We start from the raw sequence: 23,037 nt of genomic DNA, 5'->3' as shown, positions 1-23,037 counted from the left end.
CGGAACCCCATGACCAACCCGTCAACCGTCTCGCCCCGGCCGTTCCCGCACCCTTCGCACCCTGGCCGGAGCGCCACCCTGTTGCTCGGAGCCCTGCTGCTCGCCGGTGGTGCCGCCCAGGCCCAGTCCTGGCGTCCCTCGAGTGGCTCGCAGCAGGTCCAGCCGTCACAGCAGTTCCGGCCGCAGAAACCCCAGAGACCCCAGGCCGCTGAAGGCGAGTGGCAGGCCTGGCAGCGGGCGCAGGCCCAGGCCTTCGATCGCCTCAGCACGGGGCAACGGCGGAACTACTTCCAGGAGCGCCTTGCCCAGGAACGTCGTCAGTCGGGGCGGCGCCTCAGCCAGCTCAGCCAGACCGAGCGCTGCTTCCTGCAGGCTCGTGGCCTTCAGGCGATTGAGGCCTGTCAGCAGCGGGAGCAGCAGGCCCGCATGGATCAGCGCCGCCAGCAGATGAGTGAGCTGGCACAACTCCGCCAGCGCTATGGCCTGCCGGTGCCCGATCAAGGCGGCCGGGGGCGCTGGTCGCCCGGCTCGCGCTATCCCGGCTCGCCCCAGTCTTCCGGCAGGAGCTATCCCTATGGCGCCGCCCTGCCTGACTACGGCTCCCAGGCCTATGGCGCCGCTCCCTCCCGTGCCGACTCCTGGCTGGAACTGCTGTTCGGCCTCTGAGCGCCTGGCATCAGACCAGTTGGCCGGGGTGCCGTCAGGATGGCGGCAGTGCCGCGGCTCCTGGTCGTTTCCTCTGTCTTCCTACCCCTTCCCCGGACCTTTTCATGACCAGCAGAAGTCCTGAGACCTGCAACACCGACCGAACCCTCCCGTTGAACCCGGTCTCGACCCAACGCTCCCGGCTGGTGCTGTTCGGCCGCGCCCTGCCCGTGATCGCCGCCCTGTCGCTGCTGGCGCCGCCCGTGGTGCTGTCCCAGACCCTCGTGGCGGCCGAGACACGGCAGGGAGCCTCCCAGAGGGGAAATCCTGAGGAACGACTCAAGCTCTCCCCAGCCCAGGCCAAGGAACTGTTCACGGCCCGGCAGGCCATGGAGCGCCGTGGCATCCAGGTCCGTCAGGAGATCCTGCAGAAGACCCGGCCCTGCATTGATCAGGCGCAGAATCTGCAGGCTCTGGGAGCCTGTAAACGATCCCAGCGGCAGGCTTATGCCAGCTTGATGGAGAAGGAGCGCCAGGAGATGCGCGACCTGTTGCAGAAGATGGGGATCAGCGTGCCGGAACGACCCGCAGGCCCGGCACGCCGGCATCAGGGCAAGCCAGCGTCCTGATGCCCGCAGGCTGACCGCTGCTCAGGCGTCGTCGAGGGCAGCCACACCGGGCAGCACCTTGCCTTCCAGCAGCTCCAGGCTGGCACCACCGCCGGTGGAGATGTGGCTCATCTGGTCGGCCACGCCCACCTTCTCCACGGCGGCCACGGAATCACCGCCGCCGATGATCGTGCAGCAGCCCTTGGCGCTGAGGTCGGCGAGGGTGTGGGCGATGCCGTTGGTGCCGGCGGCGAACTTGTCGAACTCGAACACGCCCATCGGGCCGTTCCAGATCACGGTCTTGCAGTCCGCCAGGGCGGCCTGGAAGGCCTGGATCGAATCGGGGCCGATGTCGAGGCCCATCCAGCCGTCGGGAATCACATTCACCGACGTGGTCAGGGTCTTGGCGTCGGGGGCAAAGTTGTCGGCCAGCACCACATCGGTGGGGAGCAGCAGCTGCACGCCCTTGGCCTTCGCCTTGGCCTCCAGCTCCTTGGCCAGGTCCAGCTTGTCTTCCTCGACCAGGCTCTTGCCCACCGCCAGGCCACGGGCCTTGTAGAAGGTGAAGATCATGCCGCCGCCGATCAGCACCTTGTCGCACTTGTCGATCAGGGCCTCGAGCACGCCGATCTTGGAACTCACCTTGGAGCCGCCCACGATCGCGGCCAGCGGCCGCTTCGGCTCGTCGATCGCGCCCTGCAGATACTGCAGTTCCTTCTCCATCAGGTGGCCAGCCACGCTGGGGCTGAGGATCTTGGCCACGCCTTCGGTGGAGGCGTGGGCGCGGTGGGCGGCGCCGAAGGCGTCGTTCACGTAGACCTCGGCCAGGGCGGCCAGCTTGGCGGCGAACTCGGGATCGTTCTTCTCCTCCTCGGCGAAGAAGCGCACGTTCTCGAGCAGCACCACATCGCCATCGACCATGGCGGCCACCTTGGCCTCGGCGTCGGGGCCGATGCAGCTGTCGGTCTTCACCACCGGCTTGCCGAGCAGCTCGCTGAGGCGGGCCACCACCGGGGTGAGTCGCATGCCTTCATTCACCTGGCCCTTGGGACGGCCGAAGTGGGCCGCCAGGATCACCCGGGCGCCTTTGCCGGTCAGGTCGTTGATCGTGGGCAGGGCGGCGCGGATGCGGGTGTCGTCAGTGATGGCACCGGCGTCATCAAGCGGTACGTTGAAGTCGACCCGCACCAGGACACGCTTACCGCGGAGTTCGTCGGCGCTGAGGCTGGTGAGGGATCGCTTCGTCATCGAGATTCGCTTCGGTTTCGGCGGCGGCACTTTAGCGGGCCGCCGTTCGGCGATCTCACCAGTGCTCCGGTCGATTGACCGACCCGGCTGGGGCTAGGACAGGTTTCGGCCTCGTCCGACGCCTGTTCTTTCTCTCCCTCCCGTTCGTTCAGCCCTGCGCCCACTGCCATGTTCGACACCGTTCTGTTTCCGATCGATCAGAGCCGCCAGACCATGGAAACGGCCACCGTGGCCCTGCAGCTGGCCCAGCGCCATGGCAGCCGCCTGGTGGTGCTCTCGGTGGTTGAATCCGAGGAGGGTGTGATGCACGATTCGGCGGCGGTGCATGACCTGCTGGCCCAGGCGCGCAGCAGCTTTGAGCAGGCCGGCGTGGCCTGCGAAGTGATCGAGCGTGAAGGCAAGCCCGCCTTCGTGATCGGCGATGTGGCCGATGAAATCAATGCCGATCTGATCGTGATGGGCACCCGTGGCATCTCGCTTGACACCGACCACACCAGCACGGCCGCCCGGGTGATCCAGCTGGCGCCCTGTCCGGTGCTGGTGGTGCCCTGATGCAGGCGACCGACCTGCTCAGTGCTGCCGCCCCGGCGATTCAGTGGTACCCCGGCCATATCGCCAAGGCCGAAAAATCTCTGGCCGCCAGCCTCGAGAAGGTGGATCTGGTGATCGAGGTGCGGGATGCCCGCATCCCCCTGGCCACGGGTCATCCCCGCCTGCAGCGCTGGATCCGGGGTAAGCAGCACCTGCTCGTGCTCAACCGGGTGGACATGATCTCGCCCGAGGCGCGCCAGGCCTGGACCGCCTGGTTCCGCGCCCACGACCTTGTGGTCTGGTGGTGCGACGCCAAGGCCGGCACCGGTGTGAAGCAATTGCAACAGGCGGCGATCCGGGCCGGCGACGCCCTCAATGCCCGCCGTGCCGGTCGCGGCATGAAGCCCCGGCCCGTGCGGGCCCTGATGCTGGGCTTCCCCAATGTGGGCAAGTCGGCCCTGATCAACCGGCTGGTGCGTCAGAAGGTGGTGCAGAGCGCCCGCCGTGCCGGCGTCACCCGCAGCCTGCGCTGGGTGCGCCTCGGCCAGGATCTCGACCTGCTCGATGCGCCGGGGGTGCTGCCGCCCCGCCTCGATGACCAGCTGGCGGCCCTGCGGCTGGCCCTCTGTGACGACATCGGCCAGGCCGCCTACGACGGCGAAGCGGTGGCCCTGGCCTTCGTGACCCTGCTGGCTGGCCTGGAGCCCCAGGCGGCGGCAGGCGTGCCGGTGGGTCTGCTGGAGAAACGTTATGGCGTGCCCGTGCCGGCTCTGCCAACCGCGACCGCGGGGCCAGGCACGGCACCCGATGCCGCCGCCTGGCTGGCCGCCGCCGCCGCCCGTCACACCAGCGGTGATACAGCCCGCATGGCCCAGCGCCTCCTGGATGAGTTCCGCAAGGGTGTGCTGGGGGCCATCGCCCTGGAACTGCCGGTGGCCGGCACCGGTGCCACCAACGCCCGGCCTGCCGTTCCGCCGTCGTCTCCGCCCTTGCCCCATCCATGAGCGCGTTTGGTGAAGGCGAGGGGGAGTTGCTCACGCTCACCTACCCGAAGCCCCTGCCGATGCGGCTGGATCGCTGGCTGGTGGCCCAGCGGCCGGAGCAGAGCCGTGCCCGGATTCAGAAGTTCATCGACGCCGGCTACGTGCGGGTCAATGGCGTCACCGGACGCGCCAAGACGCCCCTGCGGCCCAACGACACGGTGCAGCTGTGGATGCCACCGCCCGAACCGCTGCCCTACCTGGTGGCTCAGGACATCCCGCTGGATGTGCTTTTCGAGGATGCCCACCTGATCGTGCTCAACAAGCCGGCCGGCCTCACCGTCCATCCGGCCCCCGGCAACCGGGACGGCACCCTGGTGAATGGCCTGCTCCATCACTGCCCCGATCTGCCCGGAATCGGTGGTGAGATGCGCCCCGGCATCGTCCATCGGCTCGACAAGGACACCACCGGCTGCATCGTGGTGGCCAAGAGTCAGGAGGCATTGGTGAAGCTGCAGGTGCAGATCCAGCAGCGCATCGCCTCGCGGGAGTATCTGGCGGTTGTGCATGGTGTGCCCCCGGCCGATCACGGCACCGTGATCGGCGCCATTGGTCGCCACCCGGCTGACCGCAAGAAGTACGCGGTGGTGCACGACGGCAGCGGCCGCCATGCCTGCACCCACTGGAGCCTGGTGGAACGGCTGGGCGATTACGCCCTGCTGCGCTTCAAGCTTGATACCGGCCGCACCCACCAGATCCGGGTGCACTGCGCCCACATCGGTCATCCGATCGTTGGCGACCCGGTCTATTCCCGTTGCCGCAAGCTGCCGCTGGACCTGCCCGGGCAGGCCCTGCATGCGGTGCAACTGGGGCTCGATCACCCGATCAGCCGTGAGCGGATGGTGTTTGAGGCGCCGCTGCCGCAGGTGTTCGACAAGCTGCTGGCGGTGCTGCGGCGGCGACGCTGAGACGGCTCAGGCCAGCTCAAGGCTGACATTCTGGCCGATGGCAAAGGCCAAGGCACCGGTAAGACCGGCATTGTAATCAAGGGCCACTTCGTTGCTGATGTAGTCATCACGGCGGTCGGCATAGGCGAAATCACTCGCCTGGCTGGGCCCGCCCACGAGAGCCCCGACCAGAGTATGGGCATTGGGCTGGTCATTACGAAAATCATCCCAACTCACCCCGGATGCGGCACGGTGGTGTGGCTGCTGTGCATAGGCGTCGCCGTAGCCCACCATGTAGCTGAACTGGCGGGGATTATCGCCAAGAATATAATCAACCGTGTCCGTCGCCAGCTGTCCATAGCGCCCCTCCGGATCGATCACCGCATCGGCGTAAAATCCCGCCATCAGAGCAGTGTTGGCGGCATAGCGCAGGGAACCCCAAGGGCTGATGAAGCGCAGTCCGCCATCGGTGATCGTCACGCCGTTGCGACCATCCACCCAGCTGTCCAGCCAGTCCTCCGCATCGCGGCGTACCTCGGCATTACCGGTATCACCCGCCAACATCACGGCAGTGGCATAGGAAGCATCGTCCCAACTGTGCGTCCATCCATTGGAGAGGCCACCGATGGAGGAGCTATAAATGGCCAATGCCTGATTGCGATAGTCGCTGCCATCTCCGCCGGCCGCTTCCACAGCCCGGGCCAGCCAGGCGGCACTGTAGGCGAGTTCATCTTGGTATCCGCTCCAGGAATTGTAATAGCTGCGCACCTCTGTGATGGAGTCGGAATACTTGCCCTGGAAGCGATTCGCGAACGCATGAAGCGCCATCGCATGGTCGAGCAGTTCATCGGCATAGGCCGTTTCGCCGTTCTCACGAAATAACACCGAGGCCGAAGCCAATGCCGCAGCCGTAGCCCCGGCCACATCGGATCCCGGCTTGTCGGGGGTGATCGCCATGGCTGGCCGGGCAATGGTCTGGCGTTCCGGTGCGCTCCAGAGCGCGTGGTCCGCCTCTACATCGCCCACCTGGACCACCAGGTAGGTGGTCTGACCGGAGGCATCACGGCCATGGGCCTTGAGCAGATAGTCGGTACCCCAGCGCACCGCATCCATGAGCTCGTCAAGCTGGCCGGCAGCGGCGTAGCCCTCCTTGAACTGAATGCCGCTCCAGGCCAGAGTGGAGAAACTGGAGGCCAGGGGCAGGCCGAATTTGCCGTGATCTCCGGCATCGTGGTAGCCACCGCTCAGGTCGAGGCTGAGACCCGCCTGGAAGTTCTCGGGACGCCGATCACCAAACCAGACGCCGTCACGACCATCGCGCAGACCGGAATCACCGCGCCAGGGCACCCGGTTGCTGGCCTCATCGAGGTCACCGGAGCGGTTGGCTTCATAGAAAAGAAACGAGAGCCCAAGGGCCGTGCCGTAGTCCTGCGCCGAGTCGGCGCCGCCCGTCGTTCCGCCATCCACCCCACTGGTTGCGCCGTCCTCCGCAGGACTGCCTGGAGTCCCGTCACCCCCTGGTGTGGGATTGGGGGTTTCGCCGGATCCCGTCGTCGTGCCAGGCAGGATGCTGCCCTCGCTGAACAGGAGCGAGGCATCCAGCGTTCCGGAGTTGCCAATGGGTGTGCCCTGGGTGCCGTTGAATCCCACCGTCACGGATCCACCGGCAGGGATCGCCGCGGCCCAGTCGCGGCCGCTGACGGTGTAACGGGTCAGGCCGCCACCCAGATCAGTGGCTTCAATCTCAGCCCCCCAGGGATCGCCGGAGATCCGATGCACCGTCTCGAAGCTGAAGCTCCAGCTCGGCAGGGCCTGGCCGGAGGTGTTGGCCACGGTCAGCTCGGCCGTGAAGCCATTCCACCAGCGGCTGCCGCCGACGCTGACCGTGAATGGTTGCGTGGTTGTCCTGCTCCCTCCTGTCTGCGGGGGGCTGGGATCCATGGGATCCATCGGGTCCATGGGATCGGCGGGATCGTGGCTGTCGTGGTCGTGCGCCTGACCGTGCCCACCCGCGCTGCCGTTGAAGGCATCACCGCCGATCGGGGTCAGGCCTGTGCCCCTGCGGCTCTGCAGTCCGTCGGTGACCTGGCCGGCCGGCCCCTGTGGGGTCAGCAGCCCGGCGCGGCTCACCAGGCTCACCTGATCCACGCTCACCCCGAAGGCATCCTCCAGCCGGTCTTCCACCACCTGGTCGTTGTGGAACTCGAGGTTGGCCGGGATCAGCTGGGCGCGGCGGATGCCGACCAGCAGGAGGCTCTGGCCGGTGGGTTCCACCGCGATCAGCAGACCCTCCGCTGTGTCGGACACCGTGAGCCGTTCCCGGGTGCCGAAGTAAAGGAAGCTGAGCTTCATGGTGGCGGGGTCGAAGCCTTCGACCCGTTCCTGCACGCCGGATTCATGGGAGCGCACGTAAACGGTGTCCGCGTCCCGCTCGCCCACACCCTTCTCCCAGGAGAGGGCTCCGCCGATGTCCTGGCGCAGGTGCTCGTTGGCGACGATGCCGAAATTGGCGGGGCTCAGGTCGGCGAGGCCCACGCCCCGGATCACCTGGTCCTCGGGTGTCCAGGCCCAGGGATTGATGATCGTCGCGTCTCCAGCGGCGGTCTTGCCCACGATCAGGTTGTGCACCGACACGTCACCGAAGTCGAGCCGGTCCCGGGAGGGATCGAAGCCTTCGATATCCGCCCCGGCCGGCTCGGCCTGGAACACCCGTCCATCCCGCGGGGCCGGGTCCGGTTGCGTGGGTGAGGGTGTGGGGTCTGGGGTGGGCGTGGGATCGGGCGGGCTGGCGCTGCCTGCCGCCAGCAGCAGGGAGCTGTTGAGGGCGCCGCTGTTGCCGATCGGCTGTCCCTGGGTGGCGTTGAATCCCACGCTGACGCTTCCTCCTGCCGGCAGGCGGGTGGCCCAGCCGGCGCCGGTGAGGGTGTAGCGCCAGAGCCCGTTGCCCAGGTCGATCCGTTCCGCCGTGGCTCCCCAGGGCGTGCCGCTCAGCTGGTGGGGGCTGTCGAACACCACGCTCCACGCCTCCAGCGCCACCGCGGAGGTGTTGGTGAGGGTCAGTTGAGCGGTGAGACCGTTCCACCACACGTCGCCGGAGATGGCGACGCTCACACCGGGCGTACTGCTGAGGAAAGGAGTGTCAGGCTGGACCATGGGAGGCACGGGAGATGGCTCCGATGTAGGTCTGGCGCTGGCAACTCCTCAATCCTTCAAATGACGGAAATCTGAGGACGTGGCCCGGCAAGGAGACCGCCGGGCATCACCGCAGATAGCCAAGCCGGAAGGCCTCCACAGCCGCGGCAGCCCGGTTGGTGACGCTCAGGCGCCGCAGGATGTTGCGCACGTGATCGCGGGCCGTGCTGGGGGCGATATGCAGACGGGCGCCGATTTCCTTGTTGCTCAGGCCTTGCGCCACCAGCGCCAGGATCGAGAGTTCGCGGGGTGACAGGGTGCAGCGCCCGCTTCCCGCATCGGGAGCGGGCGCTGCAGGGGACTCCTCGCCTGTCTCAAGACTGGCGCGGATCGCCGGGTCCACGAAGATTTCGCCACGGCAGAGGCGCTCGACGCCGTAGACGAATGCGCCCCCCTGCCCGATGCTGCCTTCCAGCACGATCACATCCGTGCCGGCCTCGATGGCGGCCTCGACCAGCGCCCTGCGGTTGTGGGTCAGGACCAGCAGACAGCGGTGCGCCAGGGTCTGGGCCTTTGCCAGCCGGATCAGATCCAGCCCAGGGCCATCGGCCAGCAGCTCCGTGACCAGGATCAGCTGGGGCCGATCGGCCTCTCGCACCAAGGCGTCGGCTTCTGCCAGGGAGGCGGTGATGCGCAGCCCCGGGGCGGCGGTCTGGGCGCGCAACCCACTTTGGATGGAGAGCATCAGCAGCCGCGGGTACATGCACACCAACACGGGATGGGGGCGCAGCAGCACCCGCAACAGATCTCCGCGGGCCTGAAGCAGGGCCAGGGATCGATCGCCCCCTTCGTGTTCCGGAGTGCCCATCACGCCGCCAGGGCAGGCAACCGGGGGCAGGCGTCCACCAGGATGCGGGTGATCGCCGCCTGGGGATGCCGCAGCAGCTGGGCTCCCGGCCCCTCCTCCACGATCCGTCCTCCGTCCAACACGATCACCCGGTGGCAGAAGCCGCTGGCCACGCTGAGATCGTGGGTCACGAACAGCAGGCCCAGGCCCAGCTCCGCCTGCAGGCGGCGCAGCAGGGCCAGCACGTCGGCCTGCACCTCGGCATCGAGCATGCTGACGCTCTCATCGCAGAGCAACACCTTCGGCTCCAGGATGAGGGCGCGAGCGATCGCCACCCGCTGCTGCTGACCGCCCGAGAGCTGGCGGGGGCGTCGATGCTCGAAGTCTTCGGCGGGCGTCAGCCCCACGGCCTCCATCAACTCCCGGGCCCGCTGGCGGGCTGCACTGCGGCTGGCCAGGCGGTGGATCAGCAGGGGATCCGCAATCGCCTCCCCAACCGGCATCTGGGGGTTGAGGCAGGCCAGCGGATCCTGGAACACCATCTGGATGCGCCGGCGGGCCCGCCGTAGCTCCCTGCCGCCCAGCTGGCGCAGATCCCGCCCCTGCAGGCGCACGGCGCCACCCCGCACCGGGGCCAGCCCCATCAATGCCCGGCAGAGGCTGCTCTTGCCGCAGCCCGAGGCCCCCACCACGCCGATGGTTTCGCCCTCCAGCAGGCGCAGACTCACCCCGTCCACCGCCTTGAGCCAGCGCTGCTGCCAGGGCAGTGACGGCAGGGGATGCCAGCTGCGCAGTTCCTCCAGCTCCAGCAGCAGCGGGGCGTCTACGGGGGCGCTGCTCCGCAGACCTTCGCGGGCGCGGGCCTTGCTCACCAGGCGGCGGGTCAGGGGAGAGGCCGGTGCCGTGAGCAGCTGATGGGAGGGGGCCTCCTCCACCAGCCGCCCCTGATCGAGCACCGCGATGCGATCACACCAGCGGCCCGCCATCGCCAGGTCGTGGCTGATCAGCAGCAGGGCGCTGCCGGCCTCCTGGCAGAGGCTGGTGAGTTCGGCCATCACCTGGGACGCCACCGCCACATCCAGGCTGGTGGTGGGTTCATCAGCCACCACCAGTTTCGGCGCCAGGGCAAGGGCAAGGGCGATGGCCAGGCGCTGTCGCATGCCGCCGCTGAATTCGTGGGGGTAACTGCCGTAGCGCTCCACGCCGATACCCACACGGGTCAGCAGCGCTTCGGCCCGTTGCCGCACGGCCCGGCGCCGCCGGGAGGCGCCCATCGGTGCCCCCGTGAGCCAGTGGGCACGGTGCGCCTCGAGAGTGTCGCTGAGGTGCTCGCCGATGGTGAGCAGGGGGTTCAGCCGGGTCATCGGGTCCTGGAACACCAGGCCGATCGCCTCACCCCGCAGCCGCCGCAGGGCAGGGCGCTTCAGCTGCCGCGGATCCACCCCGGCCACCTCCAGTTGGCCGCTGCAGAGACTGCCCTGGGGCAGCAACTGCTGCACGGCTCGGGCCACAGTGCTCTTGCCGCAGCCGGAGGGGCCCACCAGGGCGAGGCGGTCTCCCGGTGCCAGGCTCAGATCGAGGCCATCCAGGGTGGGGCGGTCGCTGAGGGGATAGCGCACCACCAGGTTCGCGATCCGCAACACCGGTTGGGCTGATGGCCCTGGTGCGGCAGGGGCAGAAGGCTCGTCGACCATGGCCTGTTTGTCCACCAGCTTGCTCGCTGATCCTGTCGGATCCTCTACGACCTGTCGCAGGCTGCATACCATGGGGTGGATTGCGGGGATGCATGCCCAAGGCCGCCTCCGAACCGATGTCTCCTGTAGGGACGGCAGCCCAGGCTGCAGCTGCGGGCACGAAGCGGTCCGGTGGGCCAGCTGCAGCGGAGGTTGGAGGGCTGGCACTGGACAGGACCGAGGCCGTGGAAGCCGCGGCGGCGCGACCGCGAATTCTCAGCCCGGCCGATTACGGCGTTCCCCTGCCCGAGTGGTTGCAACGCTGTATCGAGCACGTCCCCCCTGGTGCGGGCGACGTCTGTCCCAGGGACGCCGAGGCCTTGCTGGCCTCGGCGTTTGACTTTGCCTACCAGCTCCACGATGGCCAGTACCGGGCCAGCGGCGAGCCCTACATCATTCATCCGATCGCCGTCGCGGATCTGCTGCGCGACATCGGTGCCAGCGCCGGGGTGATCGCTGCGGGCTTCCTGCACGACGTGGTGGAGGACACCGACGTCACCCCCGAGGAGATCGAGGCCCACTTCGGCCCCGAGGTGCGGGCCCTGGTGGAGGGCGTCACCAAGCTGGGCGGCATCCACTTCACCAACCACACCCAGGCCCAGGCGGAAAACCTGCGGCGCATGTTTCTGGCCATGGCCAGCGATATCCGCGTGGTGCTGGTGAAACTGGCCGACCGGCTGCACAACATGCGCACCCTCGGGGCGCTCAAGCCCGAGAAACAGCAGCGCATCGCCCGCGAGACCCGCGAGATCTATGCCCCCCTGGCCAACCGCCTCGGCATCGGACGCTTCAAGTGGGAACTGGAGGATCTGGCCTTCAAGATGCTTGAGCCGGAGGCCTTCCGGGATGTGCAGCAGCAGGTGGCCACCAAGCGCAGCGAGCGGGAGCAGCGGCTGGCGGTCACGGTGCAGCTGTTGCGTGATCGTCTTGCCGCCGCCGGTCTGCAGGACTGCGAGGTGAGCGGCAGGCCGAAGCACCTTTACGGCATCTGGAGCAAAATGGAGCGTCAGCAGAAGGCGTTCCACGAGATCTACGACGTGGCAGCCCTGCGGATCCTCTGCCCCAGCCTGGAAGCCTGCTACCGGGCCCTGGCGGTGGTGCATGACACCTTCCGCCCCATCCCTGGACGCTTCAAGGATTACATCGGTCTGCCCAAGCCGAATGGCTATCAGTCTCTGCATACGGCAGTGATCGGTCGGCATCGGCCGATCGAAGTGCAGATTCGCACCAGTGACATGCACCAGGTGGCTGAATATGGAATCGCCGCCCATTGGAAGTACAAGGAAGGGGGGTCACCGGCCTCCACTGGAGGCGACACCGAACGCTTCAACTGGCTGCGCCAGCTGGTGGATTGGCAGAAGGAGGATGGGGGAGAGGACAGCAGCGATTATCTGGCTTCAATCAAGGAAGACCTCTTCGATGAGGAGGTGTTCGTGTTCACGCCCAAAGGTGATGTCGTGGGGTTGCGCAAAGGATCCACGGCGGTTGATTTCGCCTTTCGCATCCACTCGGAGGTGGGCAATCACTGCCAGGGTGTGCGGATCAATGACCGCCTCTGTCCGCTGGCCACGCCGCTGCAGAATGGCGACTTCGTGCAGGTGATCACGGCCAAGAACGCCCACCCCAGCCTCGACTGGCTCAATTTCGTCGCCACCCCCACGGCACGGAATCGCATTCGTCAGTGGTACAAGCGCAGCCACCGGGAAGACAACATCCAGCGCGGCACGGCCATGCTGGAGCGTGAGCTGGGCCGCGAAGGACTGGATGGCCTGCTCAATGGCGAGGCCATGGCCCGGGTGGCGCGGCGCTGCAATCTGGTCGGCACCGAAGACCTGCTGGCGGCCCTTGGCTTTGGTGGGGTCACCCTGCACCAGGTGCTCAACCGGCTGCGGGAGGAGATCCGGCTCGCGACCGAAGCGGCGGCCCCGGTGCTCAGCAATGAGCAGGTCGCTGCCGGGGTCGGGGCGCAGGCAACCGCTGTCCCCCTGGCGCCAGGCAGCGGCGCCGGCAGTCCGATCCTCGGGGTGGAGGGTCTGGAATACCGGCTGGGAGGCTGCTGCAGTCCACTGCCTGGCGAGCCGATCCTGGGCAGTGTGGCCCTGGGCAACCACGGCATCACCATTCACCGGCAGGACTGTTCCAACGTGGCCCAGGTGCCCCTGGAGCGGCGGCTGCCGGTGCGCTGGAACCCAGCCATCGATCAGGGCAAGCGCCGCTATCCCGTGCAGCTGCGCATCGAGGTGCTGGATCGGGTGGGCGTGCTCAAGGACATCCTCACCCGCCTCTCGGATCACCGCATCAACGTCAGCGACGCCCGGGTGCGCACCGCCTACGACAAGCCGGCCCGCATTGATCTGCGGGTTGAACTGATGAGCGCCAGCCAGTTACGCACCACCATGGATCAGATCCGCTCCATGGCCGATGTGCTTGACATCTGCCGCACCGGCATTGGCTGAACGGCCCGATTCAGCTCCGGCCGGCCAGGGCAATCCCCTGCTGAGCCTGCCCTTCGAGCCCTCCATCGAGGGGCTCGGCCCTGAGTACTGGGATGTGGCGGAGGCGGCCCGTTTCCCCCGCACGACACTGCGCTTCCGCAACGATGCCCTGCTCGAGCAGCTGGGCCTTGATCCCAGTGCTGTGGCTGATGCGGATCTTGAGGCGGCCTACGGAGGCTTCGAGGCCCGGCAGCCGTTGCTGGCCCTGCGCTACCACTGCTACCAGTTCGGCACTTACAACCCCTTCCTCGGCGATGGCCGCGGCTTTCTCTACGGCCAGCTGCGCGATCGCCACGGCCAGCTGCAGGACCTCGGCACAAAAGGCAGCGGATGGCGCGCACCCACCTCCGCTTCGGCACCTGCGAGCGATTGCTGCATCGGCGCCGTCCCGATCTGCTGGAGCGGTTGCTGCGCCATGTGGTGGCCGTCTATTACCCCTCCATCGCCGCTGCCCATCCGGTCGATTGCCGGCCCGGTGCCGCTGCGGATGCCGCTGCGAACAACACCGAACCCCAGCTGCTGGCGTTCTATGGCGAGCTGGTGGAACGGATGGCGCGGCTCGCTGCCGAATGGATGGCCGCCGGCTTCACCCACGGCGTGCTCAACACCGACAACATGTCTCTAGCCGGTGAGAGCTTCGACTACGGCCCCTTCGCTTTTCTCGACCGCTGGGATCCCGGCTTCACCGCCGCCTATTTCGACCACAGCGGTCTGTACGCCTTTGGCCAGCAGCCACTGATCTGCCATCACAACCTGCGCCTGCTGCAGGAGCCCCTGGCCATGCTGCTGCCGCGAGCCGAACTCGAGGCCCGGCTGGAGCGCTTTGCCCCCACCTACGACGCCCACGACCGCCACGGCCTGCTGCGCCTGCTCGGCCTGGCGACCGCAAGGGCAGAGCTGCCCGATCCGGTGCTCTCCACCTTGCAGTTGCTGGCGGCCTGGCCAGTGGGCTACGGCAGCTTCTTCGCCGCTCTGGCCGCCCATGTGGGCACCCATGGCTTGCCGGCGGGGCCTGAGGATCTGATTCCCTTCGTGCCGGAGGCTGCCGAGCCGCCGCGGTCTGAATGGCTCGCCTGGCGGGAGGCCTGGTGGAGCTGGAGCCACGGCGCTGACTCTGCCGGCTCGGATGCTGCCAGCGCAGGTGAGGCCGGCATGGGCGATGGCGACACTGTGGCGGCCCGGCTGCAGCGCTGGAACCTGCCGGTAACGCCGATCCGTCCGGTGATCGAGCAGATCTGGGAGGCGATCGATCAACACGACGACTGGCAGCCGTTCCACTCCTGGCTGGACGGCACGCAGTTGTCTCCCGACTGATCTCTGCTGCGTCTTGCTGGTGAGCATCCCCCCACAGCATTGGGGCCGGGTGTCTGGCGCTACAGCTGCATTGGGTTGGTTTCTCTACAAACGCACCACCAACGGGGTATTGGCCCCTCCGCAGTGTGCAACATGACCTCCGAACAGGCTGCCCAGCTGATCGATAACACCCTTGATCTGGTGCATCAGCGCCTCCAGGATCTGCAGGCTCAGTCGTTGCCCCAGGAACAGCGGGCCCTGGCCGCTGAATTCCGCGAATGGCGCCATCCCAATGGCGGCCACATCGATCTGATGGTGTTCCCCGGCCTCACGAACTTGTGAGGTCGTTCAGGTTTGCCGGGGCGTTGCCATGGCGCTGCAGCCAGCGCCAATAGGTCCAGCCGCAGAGACTGGCCGCCACCAGGCCCATCAGCAGCGAGCCCAGCAACATCCGGTTGACGAACGACCAGCCCAGCTGCCAGATGGCTTCGCTTCGCATCACCTCCAGCCCCGGCCATCCCTTGCCGGGTCCAAGCAGAAGTGAGCCGATTCTGTAGTTGATCCAATAGAGCGGCACATAGGTGAAGGGGTTGCTGATCCAGGTGCCGGCTGCGGCCAGCAGGTGGTTGCCGCGCATCACGCTGGCCAGAGCAATCCCCAGCAGGGTCTGCACACCAAAGAACGGGAAGCAGCCGCAGAACACCCCGGCCGCCAGGCCGCGGGCGCGTTGTCCTGGGCTGCCCTCCTGGTGCCAGAGCCAGACGCCGGCACGCTGGATCAGTCGCACCAGGGATCCGTGCGGTCGAAACTGGGAGAAGTGCGGCGCCATGAACAGGTGGACGGCGGGCAGGGGAATGGCAGTCAGGGTCATGGCGACGACACCATCGCGGCGGTGGCGACCGCGATCGCGGCGGGTCAGGGCAGCGTTGCGATCGTAAGAATGTCCGGACCCGAGGCGGAGCCGATCGGCCGGTCGCTGTTCCGGGCGCCTGGCCAGCAGACCTGGGACAGCCATCGGGTGCTCTACGGCCACGTGGTCGACCCGGCCAGTGGGGAGCGCGTCGACGAGGCCCTGCTGCTGCTGATGCGCGCTCCGCGCAGCTTCACCCGCGAAACCGTGGTGGAACTTCATTGCCACGGGGGCCTGATGGCGGTGCAGCGGGTGCTGGAGCTGGTGCTGGCGGCCGGGGCTCGGCGTGCCTTGCCAGGGGAATTCAGCCAGCGGGCCTTCCTCAACGGTCGGCTCGATCTCACCCGCGCCGAGGCTGTGAGCGAGATGATCACCGCCCGCAGTCGCCGGGCCGCCCAGCTGGCCATGGCCGGCCTGGACGGGGGACTGCAGTCCCGCATCGCAGGGCTGCGTGAGCAGCTGCTCGATCAGCTGGCCGAGCTGGAGGCCCGGGTGGACTTCGAGGAGGATCTGCCACCCCTGGATGCCGCCGCCGTGGTCGCCGCCCTGGCGGGGGTGGGCGAGCAGCTGCAGGCCCTGGTGCGGGAGGCGCGCCAGGGGGAGCTGCTGCGGGAGGGCCTGCGGGTGGCGATCGTGGGCTGCCCCAATGTGGGGAAATCCAGCCTGCTCAACCGGCTCAGCCAGCGGGAGCGGGCGATCGTGACCGATCTGCCGGGCACCACCCGCGATCTGCTCGAAAGCGAGCTGGTGCTCGGCGGCGTGCCCCTCACCCTGCTCGATACCGCCGGCATCCGCCCCACCCACGACCGGGTCGAGCAGCTCGGCATCGCCCGCAGCCGCGCCGCCCTGGCCGCGGCGGATGGGGTGCTGCTGCTGTTCGACCTTGAGGCCGGCTGGACCGCCGCTGATCAGGAGTTGCTGGAGCAGGTGCCCGAGGCGGTGCCGCTGCTGGTGGTGGGCAACAAGGCCGATGCGGCCGGCGTGAACGCCGGTGCGATCCCTCCTGGGAATTTGCCCACGACGGCGCCCGCCGATGTGGCGATCAGTGCCCTCAGTGGCGACGGCTGCGAGGCCCTGGCCCAGCTGCTGCTGCAGCGCTGTGGAGCCGGTGAGGCGCAGGGGCTGCAGGTGGCCCTCAATGCCCGCCAGCGGGATCTGGCGGCGGTGGCCGCCGCCAGCCTGGAGCGCAGCCTCGAGGCGGCGGGTCAGCAGCTGCCATGGGATTTCTGGACCATCGATCTGCGGGCGGCGGTGCGGGCCCTCGGTGAGATCACCGGTGAGGAGGTGAGCGAAGCGGTGCTCGATCGGGTGTTTGCGCGCTTCTGCATCGGCAAGTGAGGCGGCGGTGATCGTGCCCTGGGGTGATCGGCTCAGGCAGGCTTTGTCGATGCCGCCTCACCGCCTGCGCCATGCCGCACCTGCCTGTCACGCCGGAGCTCGAGGCCCAGCTGCGCGCCTGGCTGGCGGAGGACATCGGCCGCGGTGATCTCACCGCTCCAGCACTGCGGGGGCGCCAGGGGCATGCCCACTGGATCGCCAAACAGCCTGGGGTGCTCTGCGGAGCCGTGCTGGCGGAGGCCCTGTTCGGCCTGCTCGATCCCCAGGTGCGGGTGCGGCGTCTGGTGGAAGAGGGGGAGGCGGTGCTGGCGGGTCAGCAGCTGCTGGAACTGGAGGGGGCGGCTGAAGCCCTGGTGGCCGGGGAGCGCACCGCCTTGAACCTGGCGATGCGACTTTCCGGCATCGCCACCGCCACCGCCGCCCTGGTGGCGACGCTGGCGGGCACAGGCGTGCGCCTGGCCGACACCCGCAAGACCACGCCTGGCCTGCGGCTGCTGGAGAAGTACGCCGTGCGCTGCGGTGGCGGTCTGAACCACCGCCTCGGCCTTGATGATGCCGCCATGCTCAAGGAGAACCATCTCGCCTGGGCCGGTGGTGTGACCCCCGCCGTGGCGGCGGTGCGCGCCCAGGCGCCCTGGCCGGCGGCGGTGATCGTGGAGGCCGAAACCGCCCGCGAAGCCGAAGCCGCCGTGGCCGCCGGTGCCGATGGGGTGCTGCTGGATGAATTCAGCCCCGATCAGCTGCATGAGCTGGTGCCCCGCCTGCGCGAACAGGCCCTGGCCGCCGCCGTCGCGGGGCTCGGCAGGGGGCGGGTCGTGCTGGAGGCCTCCGGCATCGCCCCGGAGCAGTTGCGGGCCTATGCCGCCACCGGCATCGATCTGATCTCCACCAGTGCACCGATCACCCGCTCGGCCTGGCTGGACCTGAGCATGCGCTTCGATCCTGTCGTCGCCTGACGGAAAGTCAGCCGAAACGTCCGATCTGCTGCTTGTCTCAGGGGTTTGGTGAAGAATCGCCCCAACAGCCGCTGCCAACGTGGCCAGGTGGGCCATCCCTCTCCACATTGGGAAGCGGCCTCCGCTGCGCCTCCTCTTGCCGCGACCTCACCGTTCAGGCCGCCGCCGCTGGCTGGCCTCCACCGCTCTGACGCTGCTCACGCTTGCCTTGACGCCGCTGGCCCGGGCCCAGACCAAGGCCCAGCCTGAGGGGGTCGTCGATCGGGTTGCTCGCACCGGAGAGCTGGTTCTGGTCGGCCCGTCGGATCTGGCGCCCCTGGTCTCCGTCGACGCCCAGGGCCAGCCGATCGGTTACGGCGTCGAGGTGGCGCGTCGCATTCAGGCCGAGCTGGCCTCCGCGGTGGGACGTCCGGTGAAACTGCGCTTCGAGGCGGTGACCAACCCAGGCGACCTGGGTCAACGCCTCGCCGAGGGCAAGGCTGATCTGGCCTGCGGGCTGCCGTTCAGCTGGGAGCGGGACATGTGGATCGATTACTCCCTGCCGATCGGGATTTCCGGCCTGCGGCTGCTGGCCCCCGCCGGGCGCCTGGATGGTTCGCCCGAATCGCTGGCGGGCCGCCGGATCGGCGTGGTGAGCGAATCCCTGGCCGCCACCGAACTGCAGGGCATTCAGCCTGAGGCCAAGGCGGTGGACTTCCCCTCCCTGGCCGCGGCGGTGGCTGCCTTGAAGGCCGGACAGGTGGATGGGGTGATCGGCGACACGGCCCTGCTGGCCAGCCTCGCCGGGGGTCCAGCGTCTCCTCCCCTGGTGCTGACGCCCGAGGTTCCTTACGAAAACTATGCGCTGGCCTGTGTTCTCCCCGAGAACGATTCGGCCTTCCGCAATCTGGTCAACCTGGCGATCGCCCGCTTCCTGCAGGGCTACCTCGATGGCCAGAATGATGCGGTCACGGCCGTCCATCGCTGGGTTGGCCCGGGCAGTGCCCTGAACCGATCCCCGGAGCAGATCCGCACCTACTACGAGTCGGTGTTGCTGGGTGTGGAGGCCATCAGGCCGCTGCCACCGGCCAAGTCGTCGGCACAGCCCACCCCCTGAATCAGCACGCTCCCAACCAGGCCGTCCCCTGAGGTCGGTTGCCTCCGGGCCGTCCCTCCGTTCCTTCGTCAGCCCCTGCTTCGATGGCGTTCCTTTCCCGTTCCCGTCTGTTCGGCCTCCTGCTGATCATGGCGTCGTTGCCCATGGATCCAGGGGCGGCCCTTGCCCTGGGGGCCGGCAGTCGTCAGGAGCCGCTGGACGATCCGCCGCCGCAGGGAAGCGTTGAGGCTCGCCTGCGTCGCATCGCCGCCGCCATGCGGGAACAGCAGGGAGAGGAGGTGATGGACTCCACCACCACGTCCATCCCCGAGGGGGCGATTTCGGCGATCTTCGTCAATGCTCCCGGGATTGGCTGGGCCAATGGCGGCGGCTTCCGCAACGGCGGTTTTTATAACGGCGGCTTCCGCAATGGGGGCTTCGGTAATGGCGGTTTCCGCAACGGCGGTTTCCGCAACGGGGGGGGATTCCGTAACGGGGGCTTCCGCAATCACTGGTGACTCAGCCCTTGCATGAGCCGTTGCCTGGGCGATTCGGCCCCGTGCGTCTGCTGGTGGTGCAGCCCACCCCGTTCTGCAACCTCGACTGCGACTACTGCTATCTGCCCAGCCGCAACGACCGCAGCCGGATCTCCCTGGACATCCTGGAGGCAGCGCTGGAGCGGGTGCTTGAGAGCCCCTATGTCGATGGTGGTTTCACCCTGCTCTGGCATGCGGGGGAGCCGCTCACCATGCCGATCGCGTTCTACGACTCGGCCACTGAATGTCTTGAACGTGTGCTGGCGCGCCATGGACTGCCGCCCGACACGATCCACCAATCGTTGCAGACCAACGCCACGGTGATCGACGATGCCTGGTGCGATTGCTTTGAACGCAACGGCATCCATGTGGGCGTGAGCATGGATGGTCCCGCTTTTCTGCACGACGCCCATCGCGTCACCCGCACCGGCAAGCCCACCCATGGCGCTGTGATGCGCGGGATCGCCCATCTGCAGCAGCGCGGCATTCCCTTCCAGGTGATCTGCGTGCTCACGGCCGATGCTCTCGACCACGCCGAGGCCATTTACCGCTTCTTCACCGATCACGGCATCGAGGACGTGGGCTTCAACATGGAGGAAACCGAGGGCGAAAACCTCCAGTCCACCCTGGAGCGCCCCGATGGAGAGCGCCGCTATCGCGTCTTCCTGGAGCATCTCTGGCAGCGGACCCGGGCCGAACCGGAGCGGCTGCGGGTGCGCGAGTTCGACGGTGTCACCAGCCTTGCCTGCGCCGACGCCCGGATGGAACAGACGGATATGAACACGCCCTTTGTGATCGTGAACGTGGATGCCAGGGGCAACTTCTCCACCTTTGATCCGGAGCTGTTGTCGGTCTCCACGGCGGAATACGGCGACTTTTCCTTCGGCAATGTGCTCACCGGCAGCCTCGAAGCGTCGGTCGCCACCGACAAGTTTCAGATGGTCCACCGGGAGATCGCCGCCGGTGTCGCGCGTTGCCGCCGGGACTGTGACTATTTCGGGCTGTGCGGCGGTGGCGCCGGCAGCAACAAGTACTGGGAGCACGGCAGCTTCGACTGCAGTGTCACGCAGGCCTGCCGCTACCGCATCCAGCTGGTGGCCGATGTGGTGCTGGCCGGCATGGAGGAGGAACTGGGCCTGAGTGTCTGAGGTTGGAAGCCCCATCCCGCAGAGCCGAATCGACCGCGCGCGATGGGGCTGATCGCTCACTGAACCGGAATCTGAACCGGTTCCTCACTGGGTGCAGACTCCCTGCGCGGCACGGTCACAGTGAGTTGACCGTCCTTTGCCGCGGCCTGCATCGCTGTCGCATCGGCATCTTCCGGCAGGTGGAAACTGCGGCTGAAGCTTCCGTAGACACGCTCGACCCGATGCAGACGTTCGGTGTCCTCCTTCTTCTCCTGGTGGCGCTCCCCCTGGATGGTGAGGATCCCATCTTGGAGGGTCACCCGCAGGTCTTCCTTGCAGACTCCGGGGATGTCGGCTCGCACCTCGTAGCCACTGGCGGATTCGGAGATATCCACCCGGGGCTGCCAGTCGCTCAGGGCCATGGTCGAGAGACTGGAGCCACTCCGCCCGAAGGGCCATGGGAGCGACAGGGGGTAGCGATCGAACAGATCCTCAACGTCCTTGAGGGATTCTCGTTTCAAGAGAGCCATGGTGTGACCTCCTGGGATGCATGGGTAGGGGGAATGGGTCCGGAACTGGATCCACTGCGCAACACAGACGGATTCACCGAAGCTGTAGCGATTGGATCCACAGGGCCCTTCCACTTCTGACTATTCATCCGCCGGCCCTGAGTGAGAAGGTGCGGGTGTCCGTCCAGCAGATCCGGCCATGGCCACCTACCTGATCACCGGCGCCAACCGCGGTATCGGTACCGAATACTGCCGCCAGCTCCAGGCGCGGGGCGACAGCGTGGTCGCGGTCTGCCGCACCCCATCGGAGGAGCTGGAGGCCCTTGGGGTGCGAATCGAAGCGGGGGTGGACATCACCTCCGACACAGCGATGGGCAGCCTGGTGGAGCGGCTCGGCGGCCTGCCGCTCGATGGCCTGATCCACAACGCCGGCATCCTTGAGCGCACCAACCTGCAGGATCTCGATCCGGAGAGCGTGCGGCGCCAGTTCGAGGTGAACGCCCTCGGCCCGCTGCGGCTCACCCGGGCCCTGCTGGAACAGCTGCACGCCGGCTCCAAGCTGATCCTGATGACCAGCCGCATGGGTTCGATCGCCGACAACAGTTCCGGCGGGTCCTATGGCTACCGGATGTCCAAGGTGGCGCTGTGCATGGCAGGCAAGTCGCTGGCGGTTGACCTGGCGCCCCGTGGCATCGCCGTGGCCATCCTTCACCCCGGGCTGGTGCGCACCCGCATGACGGGCTTCACCGAGCAGGGCATCACCACGGAGCAGGCAGTGCGCGGCCTGCTGGAGCGCATCGATGCCCTCACGCTCGAGACCTCCGGCACCTTCTGGCATGCCAATGGCCAGGTACTGCCCTGGTAGAGCCTGCGGCCGGAGGACTCAGCAGCCTGCGTCGAGCCGTTCCAGAACCGCCGCCGCCGCCTCTTCACCACTGCGCACCGCCCCTTCAAAAAAGCCCGGCCAGCGCTCGGCCACCTCGGTGCCGGCCCAGAACACCCGGCCATGGGGCCGGCGCATCGCCTCACCACAGCGGCTCCACAGTCCCGGTGGCATCCAACCGGCGAAGGCACCGCCCACGAAGGGCATGGCCGGCCAGTCCTTCTCCACGTAGGCCACGGGCTCAAGGGCCTGCGGGCCCAGATAGGCGGCCAGATCCGCCAGCACCGCCCGTCTCCGCTCCGCCTCTGTGAGGGCTGCCCAGCGGTGATAGCGATGGCCCACCACAAAGGCGGCCAGCACACCAGCACCGCTCTCGGGATCGGAGCTGTCGGCGCAGAGCTCCACCGTGGGCTGATCGCCGATGGCGATCCCCGACAGCCCCTGCTCCCGCCACCAGGGCCTGGCATACACCACCAGCACCTTGGCGCAGGCGCCCATCACCATCTCCTGGTTGAGCTGCTGGCGGTCGGCGGGCAGCTCCGGCGAGAAGCGCAGGCGGGCCACCATCGCCGGCGGCATGGCCACGATCACCGCACGGCAGGGATATGCCGCCCGATCGGTGGACACGGTGAGCGGAACAGGCGAAGCGGCGCCGGGGTCTTCCAGCACCTCCAATGCCGGTTCTCCCAGCACCACCACCCCCTCGCCCAGCTCCGCCGCCAGCAGGGCCGGCAGCTGGCCGGCGCCGCCATGGAGCAGCTCCTGCTCGGGGTGTTCGCCCTGGGAGGCGGTGTGCTGGCCCCAGAGCACATGCAACAGCGACACCTGCTCCGGCTCGGCCGGGCCCAGGAATCCCACCGCCCGGCAGAAGTAGGCGAAATACCAGGCGGCGAAGGGGGTGTGGGTGTGGGCGTCGATCCAGTCCTGGAAGCTGAGGCGATCCAGTTCGGCGGCGGCGGGATGGTGGTGGGGGTGGCCGTCGGGGAACTGAGCCACCAGCGCCTGGAAGCGCTCCAGGGCGGCCATGGCATCGGCCCAGTCGGCGCTGGGCACCGCCGGGGGCTGCCCCTCAGGAAAGCCCTGGAAGAAGCCGGCGAAGGTACAGCGGCTGCCGCCGAACACCAGCACCGTGGCGCCGTCATGGGGGGATTCGAAGCGGCGGATGCCGTGGCGATCGAGCAGGGCGAGGAAGCGGGTCTGAGTGGGACCGACCCACTGACCGCCCAGGTCGATCCAGGGTTCGC

The 23,037-nt window shown here is 67.9% G+C and carries 20 protein-coding genes and 1 pseudogene; 14 read left to right on the top strand and 7 right to left on the bottom strand.

Annotation, left to right across the window (positions count from 1 at the left end):
* The first annotated feature begins 9 nt into the window (after positions 1–9).
* Positions 10–666: a hypothetical protein gene (locus VB777_RS16925; RefSeq protein ID WP_197158385.1), complete on the top strand. Its 657-nt coding sequence runs from the start codon at positions 10–12 to the stop codon at positions 664–666.
* 152 nt (positions 667–818) lie between these two features.
* On the top strand, positions 819–1,274 hold the full coding sequence (locus VB777_RS16920) for a hypothetical protein (protein WP_323250411.1): 456 nt from the start codon (positions 819–821) through the stop codon (positions 1,272–1,274).
* Positions 1,275–1,295: 21 nt separating this feature from the next.
* Here VB777_RS16920 and VB777_RS16915 read toward each other — a convergent pair whose 3' ends face one another.
* Positions 1,296–2,501, bottom strand: a complete 1,206-nt coding sequence (locus tag VB777_RS16915) for a phosphoglycerate kinase (RefSeq protein ID WP_323250409.1) — start codon at positions 2,499–2,501, stop codon at positions 1,296–1,298.
* Between the two features lie 168 nt (positions 2,502–2,669).
* Here VB777_RS16915 and VB777_RS16910 point away from each other — a divergent pair, with 168 nt between their 5' ends.
* The 3 genes from VB777_RS16910 to VB777_RS16900 are packed head-to-tail and all read left to right on the top strand — an operon-like array spanning position 2,670 to position 4,980.
* Complete coding sequence (locus VB777_RS16910; RefSeq protein WP_322758166.1) at positions 2,670–3,053, top strand: universal stress protein; 384 nt, start codon at positions 2,670–2,672, stop codon at positions 3,051–3,053.
* Positions 3,053–4,036, top strand: a complete 984-nt coding sequence (gene ylqF, locus VB777_RS16905; RefSeq protein WP_197158377.1) for a ribosome biogenesis GTPase YlqF — start codon at positions 3,053–3,055, stop codon at positions 4,034–4,036. The genes VB777_RS16910 and ylqF overlap by 1 nt, the downstream gene beginning before the upstream one ends.
* Positions 4,033–4,980 carry an RluA family pseudouridine synthase gene (locus VB777_RS16900; RefSeq protein WP_322758164.1) on the top strand — a complete coding sequence of 316 codons (948 nt, stop codon included), beginning with the start codon at positions 4,033–4,035 and terminating at the stop codon, positions 4,978–4,980. Before ylqF ends, VB777_RS16900 begins: the two co-directional genes overlap by 4 nt.
* A 6-nt stretch (positions 4,981–4,986) precedes the next feature.
* Here VB777_RS16900 and VB777_RS16895 read toward each other — a convergent pair whose 3' ends face one another.
* The 3 genes from VB777_RS16895 to VB777_RS16885 form a co-directional block, all read right to left on the bottom strand.
* Positions 4,987–8,112, bottom strand: a complete 3,126-nt coding sequence (locus tag VB777_RS16895; protein WP_323250406.1) for a glycoside hydrolase family 9 protein — start codon at positions 8,110–8,112, stop codon at positions 4,987–4,989.
* A 106-nt stretch (positions 8,113–8,218) separates the two neighbouring features.
* Positions 8,219–8,959 (bottom strand): response regulator transcription factor, encoded by a 741-nt coding sequence (locus VB777_RS16890; RefSeq protein ID WP_323250404.1) that lies wholly within the window; start codon positions 8,957–8,959, stop codon positions 8,219–8,221.
* Complete coding sequence (locus VB777_RS16885) at positions 8,959–10,632, bottom strand: ABC transporter ATP-binding protein (RefSeq protein WP_197158370.1); 1,674 nt, start codon at positions 10,630–10,632, stop codon at positions 8,959–8,961. Before VB777_RS16885 ends, VB777_RS16890 begins: the two co-directional genes overlap by 1 nt.
* A 92-nt stretch (positions 10,633–10,724) precedes the next feature.
* On the opposite strand from VB777_RS16885, the gene VB777_RS16880 reads away from it, so the two are divergent.
* The 3 genes and pseudogenes from VB777_RS16880 (at position 10,725) to VB777_RS16865 (ending at position 14,801) form a co-directional block, all read left to right on the top strand.
* A complete protein-coding gene (locus VB777_RS16880; RefSeq protein ID WP_231598073.1) occupies positions 10,725–13,127 on the top strand; it encodes a RelA/SpoT family protein in 2,403 nt (800 codons plus the stop codon).
* A pseudogene (locus tag VB777_RS16870) lies at positions 13,093–14,480 on the top strand (protein adenylyltransferase SelO family protein). Before VB777_RS16880 ends, VB777_RS16870 begins: the two are co-directional and overlap by 35 nt.
* A 132-nt stretch (positions 14,481–14,612) precedes the next feature.
* Positions 14,613–14,801, top strand: a complete 189-nt coding sequence (locus VB777_RS16865) for a hypothetical protein (RefSeq protein WP_197158369.1) — start codon at positions 14,613–14,615, stop codon at positions 14,799–14,801.
* Here the strand turns inward: VB777_RS16865 and VB777_RS16860 are convergent.
* Positions 14,788–15,288 (bottom strand): DUF2062 domain-containing protein, encoded by a 501-nt coding sequence (locus tag VB777_RS16860; RefSeq protein ID WP_197158367.1) that lies wholly within the window; start codon positions 15,286–15,288, stop codon positions 14,788–14,790. The genes VB777_RS16865 and VB777_RS16860 overlap by 14 nt on opposite strands.
* Before the next feature lie 6 nt (positions 15,289–15,294).
* Here VB777_RS16860 and mnmE point away from each other — a divergent pair, with 6 nt between their 5' ends.
* The 5 genes from mnmE (at position 15,295) to grrM (ending at position 20,422) form a co-directional block, all read left to right on the top strand.
* Positions 15,295–16,707 (top strand): tRNA uridine-5-carboxymethylaminomethyl(34) synthesis GTPase MnmE, encoded by a 1,413-nt coding sequence (gene mnmE, locus VB777_RS16855; RefSeq protein WP_322758161.1) that lies wholly within the window; start codon positions 15,295–15,297, stop codon positions 16,705–16,707.
* 71 nt (positions 16,708–16,778) lie between these two features.
* On the top strand, positions 16,779–17,663 hold the full coding sequence (nadC, locus tag VB777_RS16850) for a carboxylating nicotinate-nucleotide diphosphorylase (protein ID WP_323250399.1): 885 nt from the start codon (positions 16,779–16,781) through the stop codon (positions 17,661–17,663).
* Between the two features lie 136 nt (positions 17,664–17,799).
* The gene (gene grrP, locus VB777_RS16845) at positions 17,800–18,759 is read left to right on the top strand and encodes an extracellular substrate binding-like orphan protein GrrP (RefSeq protein ID WP_323250397.1); all 960 of its coding nucleotides are present in this window, start codon (positions 17,800–17,802) and stop codon (positions 18,757–18,759) included.
* Between the two features lie 83 nt (positions 18,760–18,842).
* Positions 18,843–19,256 (top strand): GrrA/OscA1 family cyclophane-containing rSAM-modified RiPP, encoded by a 414-nt coding sequence (gene grrA / locus VB777_RS16840; protein WP_197170985.1) that lies wholly within the window; start codon positions 18,843–18,845, stop codon positions 19,254–19,256.
* On the top strand, positions 19,253–20,422 hold the full coding sequence (gene grrM, locus VB777_RS16835) for a cyclophane-forming radical SAM/SPASM peptide maturase GrrM/OscB (RefSeq protein ID WP_323250395.1): 1,170 nt from the start codon (positions 19,253–19,255) through the stop codon (positions 20,420–20,422). The genes grrA and grrM overlap by 4 nt, the downstream gene beginning before the upstream one ends.
* Before the next feature lie 56 nt (positions 20,423–20,478).
* Here the strand turns inward: grrM and VB777_RS16830 are convergent, their stop codons facing one another.
* Positions 20,479–20,931, bottom strand: a complete 453-nt coding sequence (locus VB777_RS16830) for an Hsp20/alpha crystallin family protein (RefSeq protein WP_322758157.1) — start codon at positions 20,929–20,931, stop codon at positions 20,479–20,481.
* A gap of 178 nt (positions 20,932–21,109) precedes the next feature.
* On the opposite strand from VB777_RS16830, the gene VB777_RS16825 reads away from it, so the two are divergent.
* Positions 21,110–21,775 carry an SDR family oxidoreductase gene (locus tag VB777_RS16825; protein WP_323250393.1) on the top strand — a complete coding sequence of 222 codons (666 nt, stop codon included), beginning with the start codon at positions 21,110–21,112 and terminating at the stop codon, positions 21,773–21,775.
* An 18-nt stretch (positions 21,776–21,793) separates the two neighbouring features.
* On the opposite strand, the gene VB777_RS16820 is transcribed toward VB777_RS16825, so the two are convergent.
* On the bottom strand, positions 21,794–23,037 hold a 1,244-nt coding region (locus VB777_RS16820; protein ID WP_323250391.1), incomplete at its 5' end, for a flavin monoamine oxidase family protein.

Source organism: Synechococcus sp. CCY9202 (assembly GCF_034931685.1).
Classification (GTDB): Bacteria; Cyanobacteriota; Cyanobacteriia; order PCC-6307; family Cyanobiaceae; genus CBW1002.
This window is presented reverse-complemented; position numbering and strand designations above follow the sequence as displayed.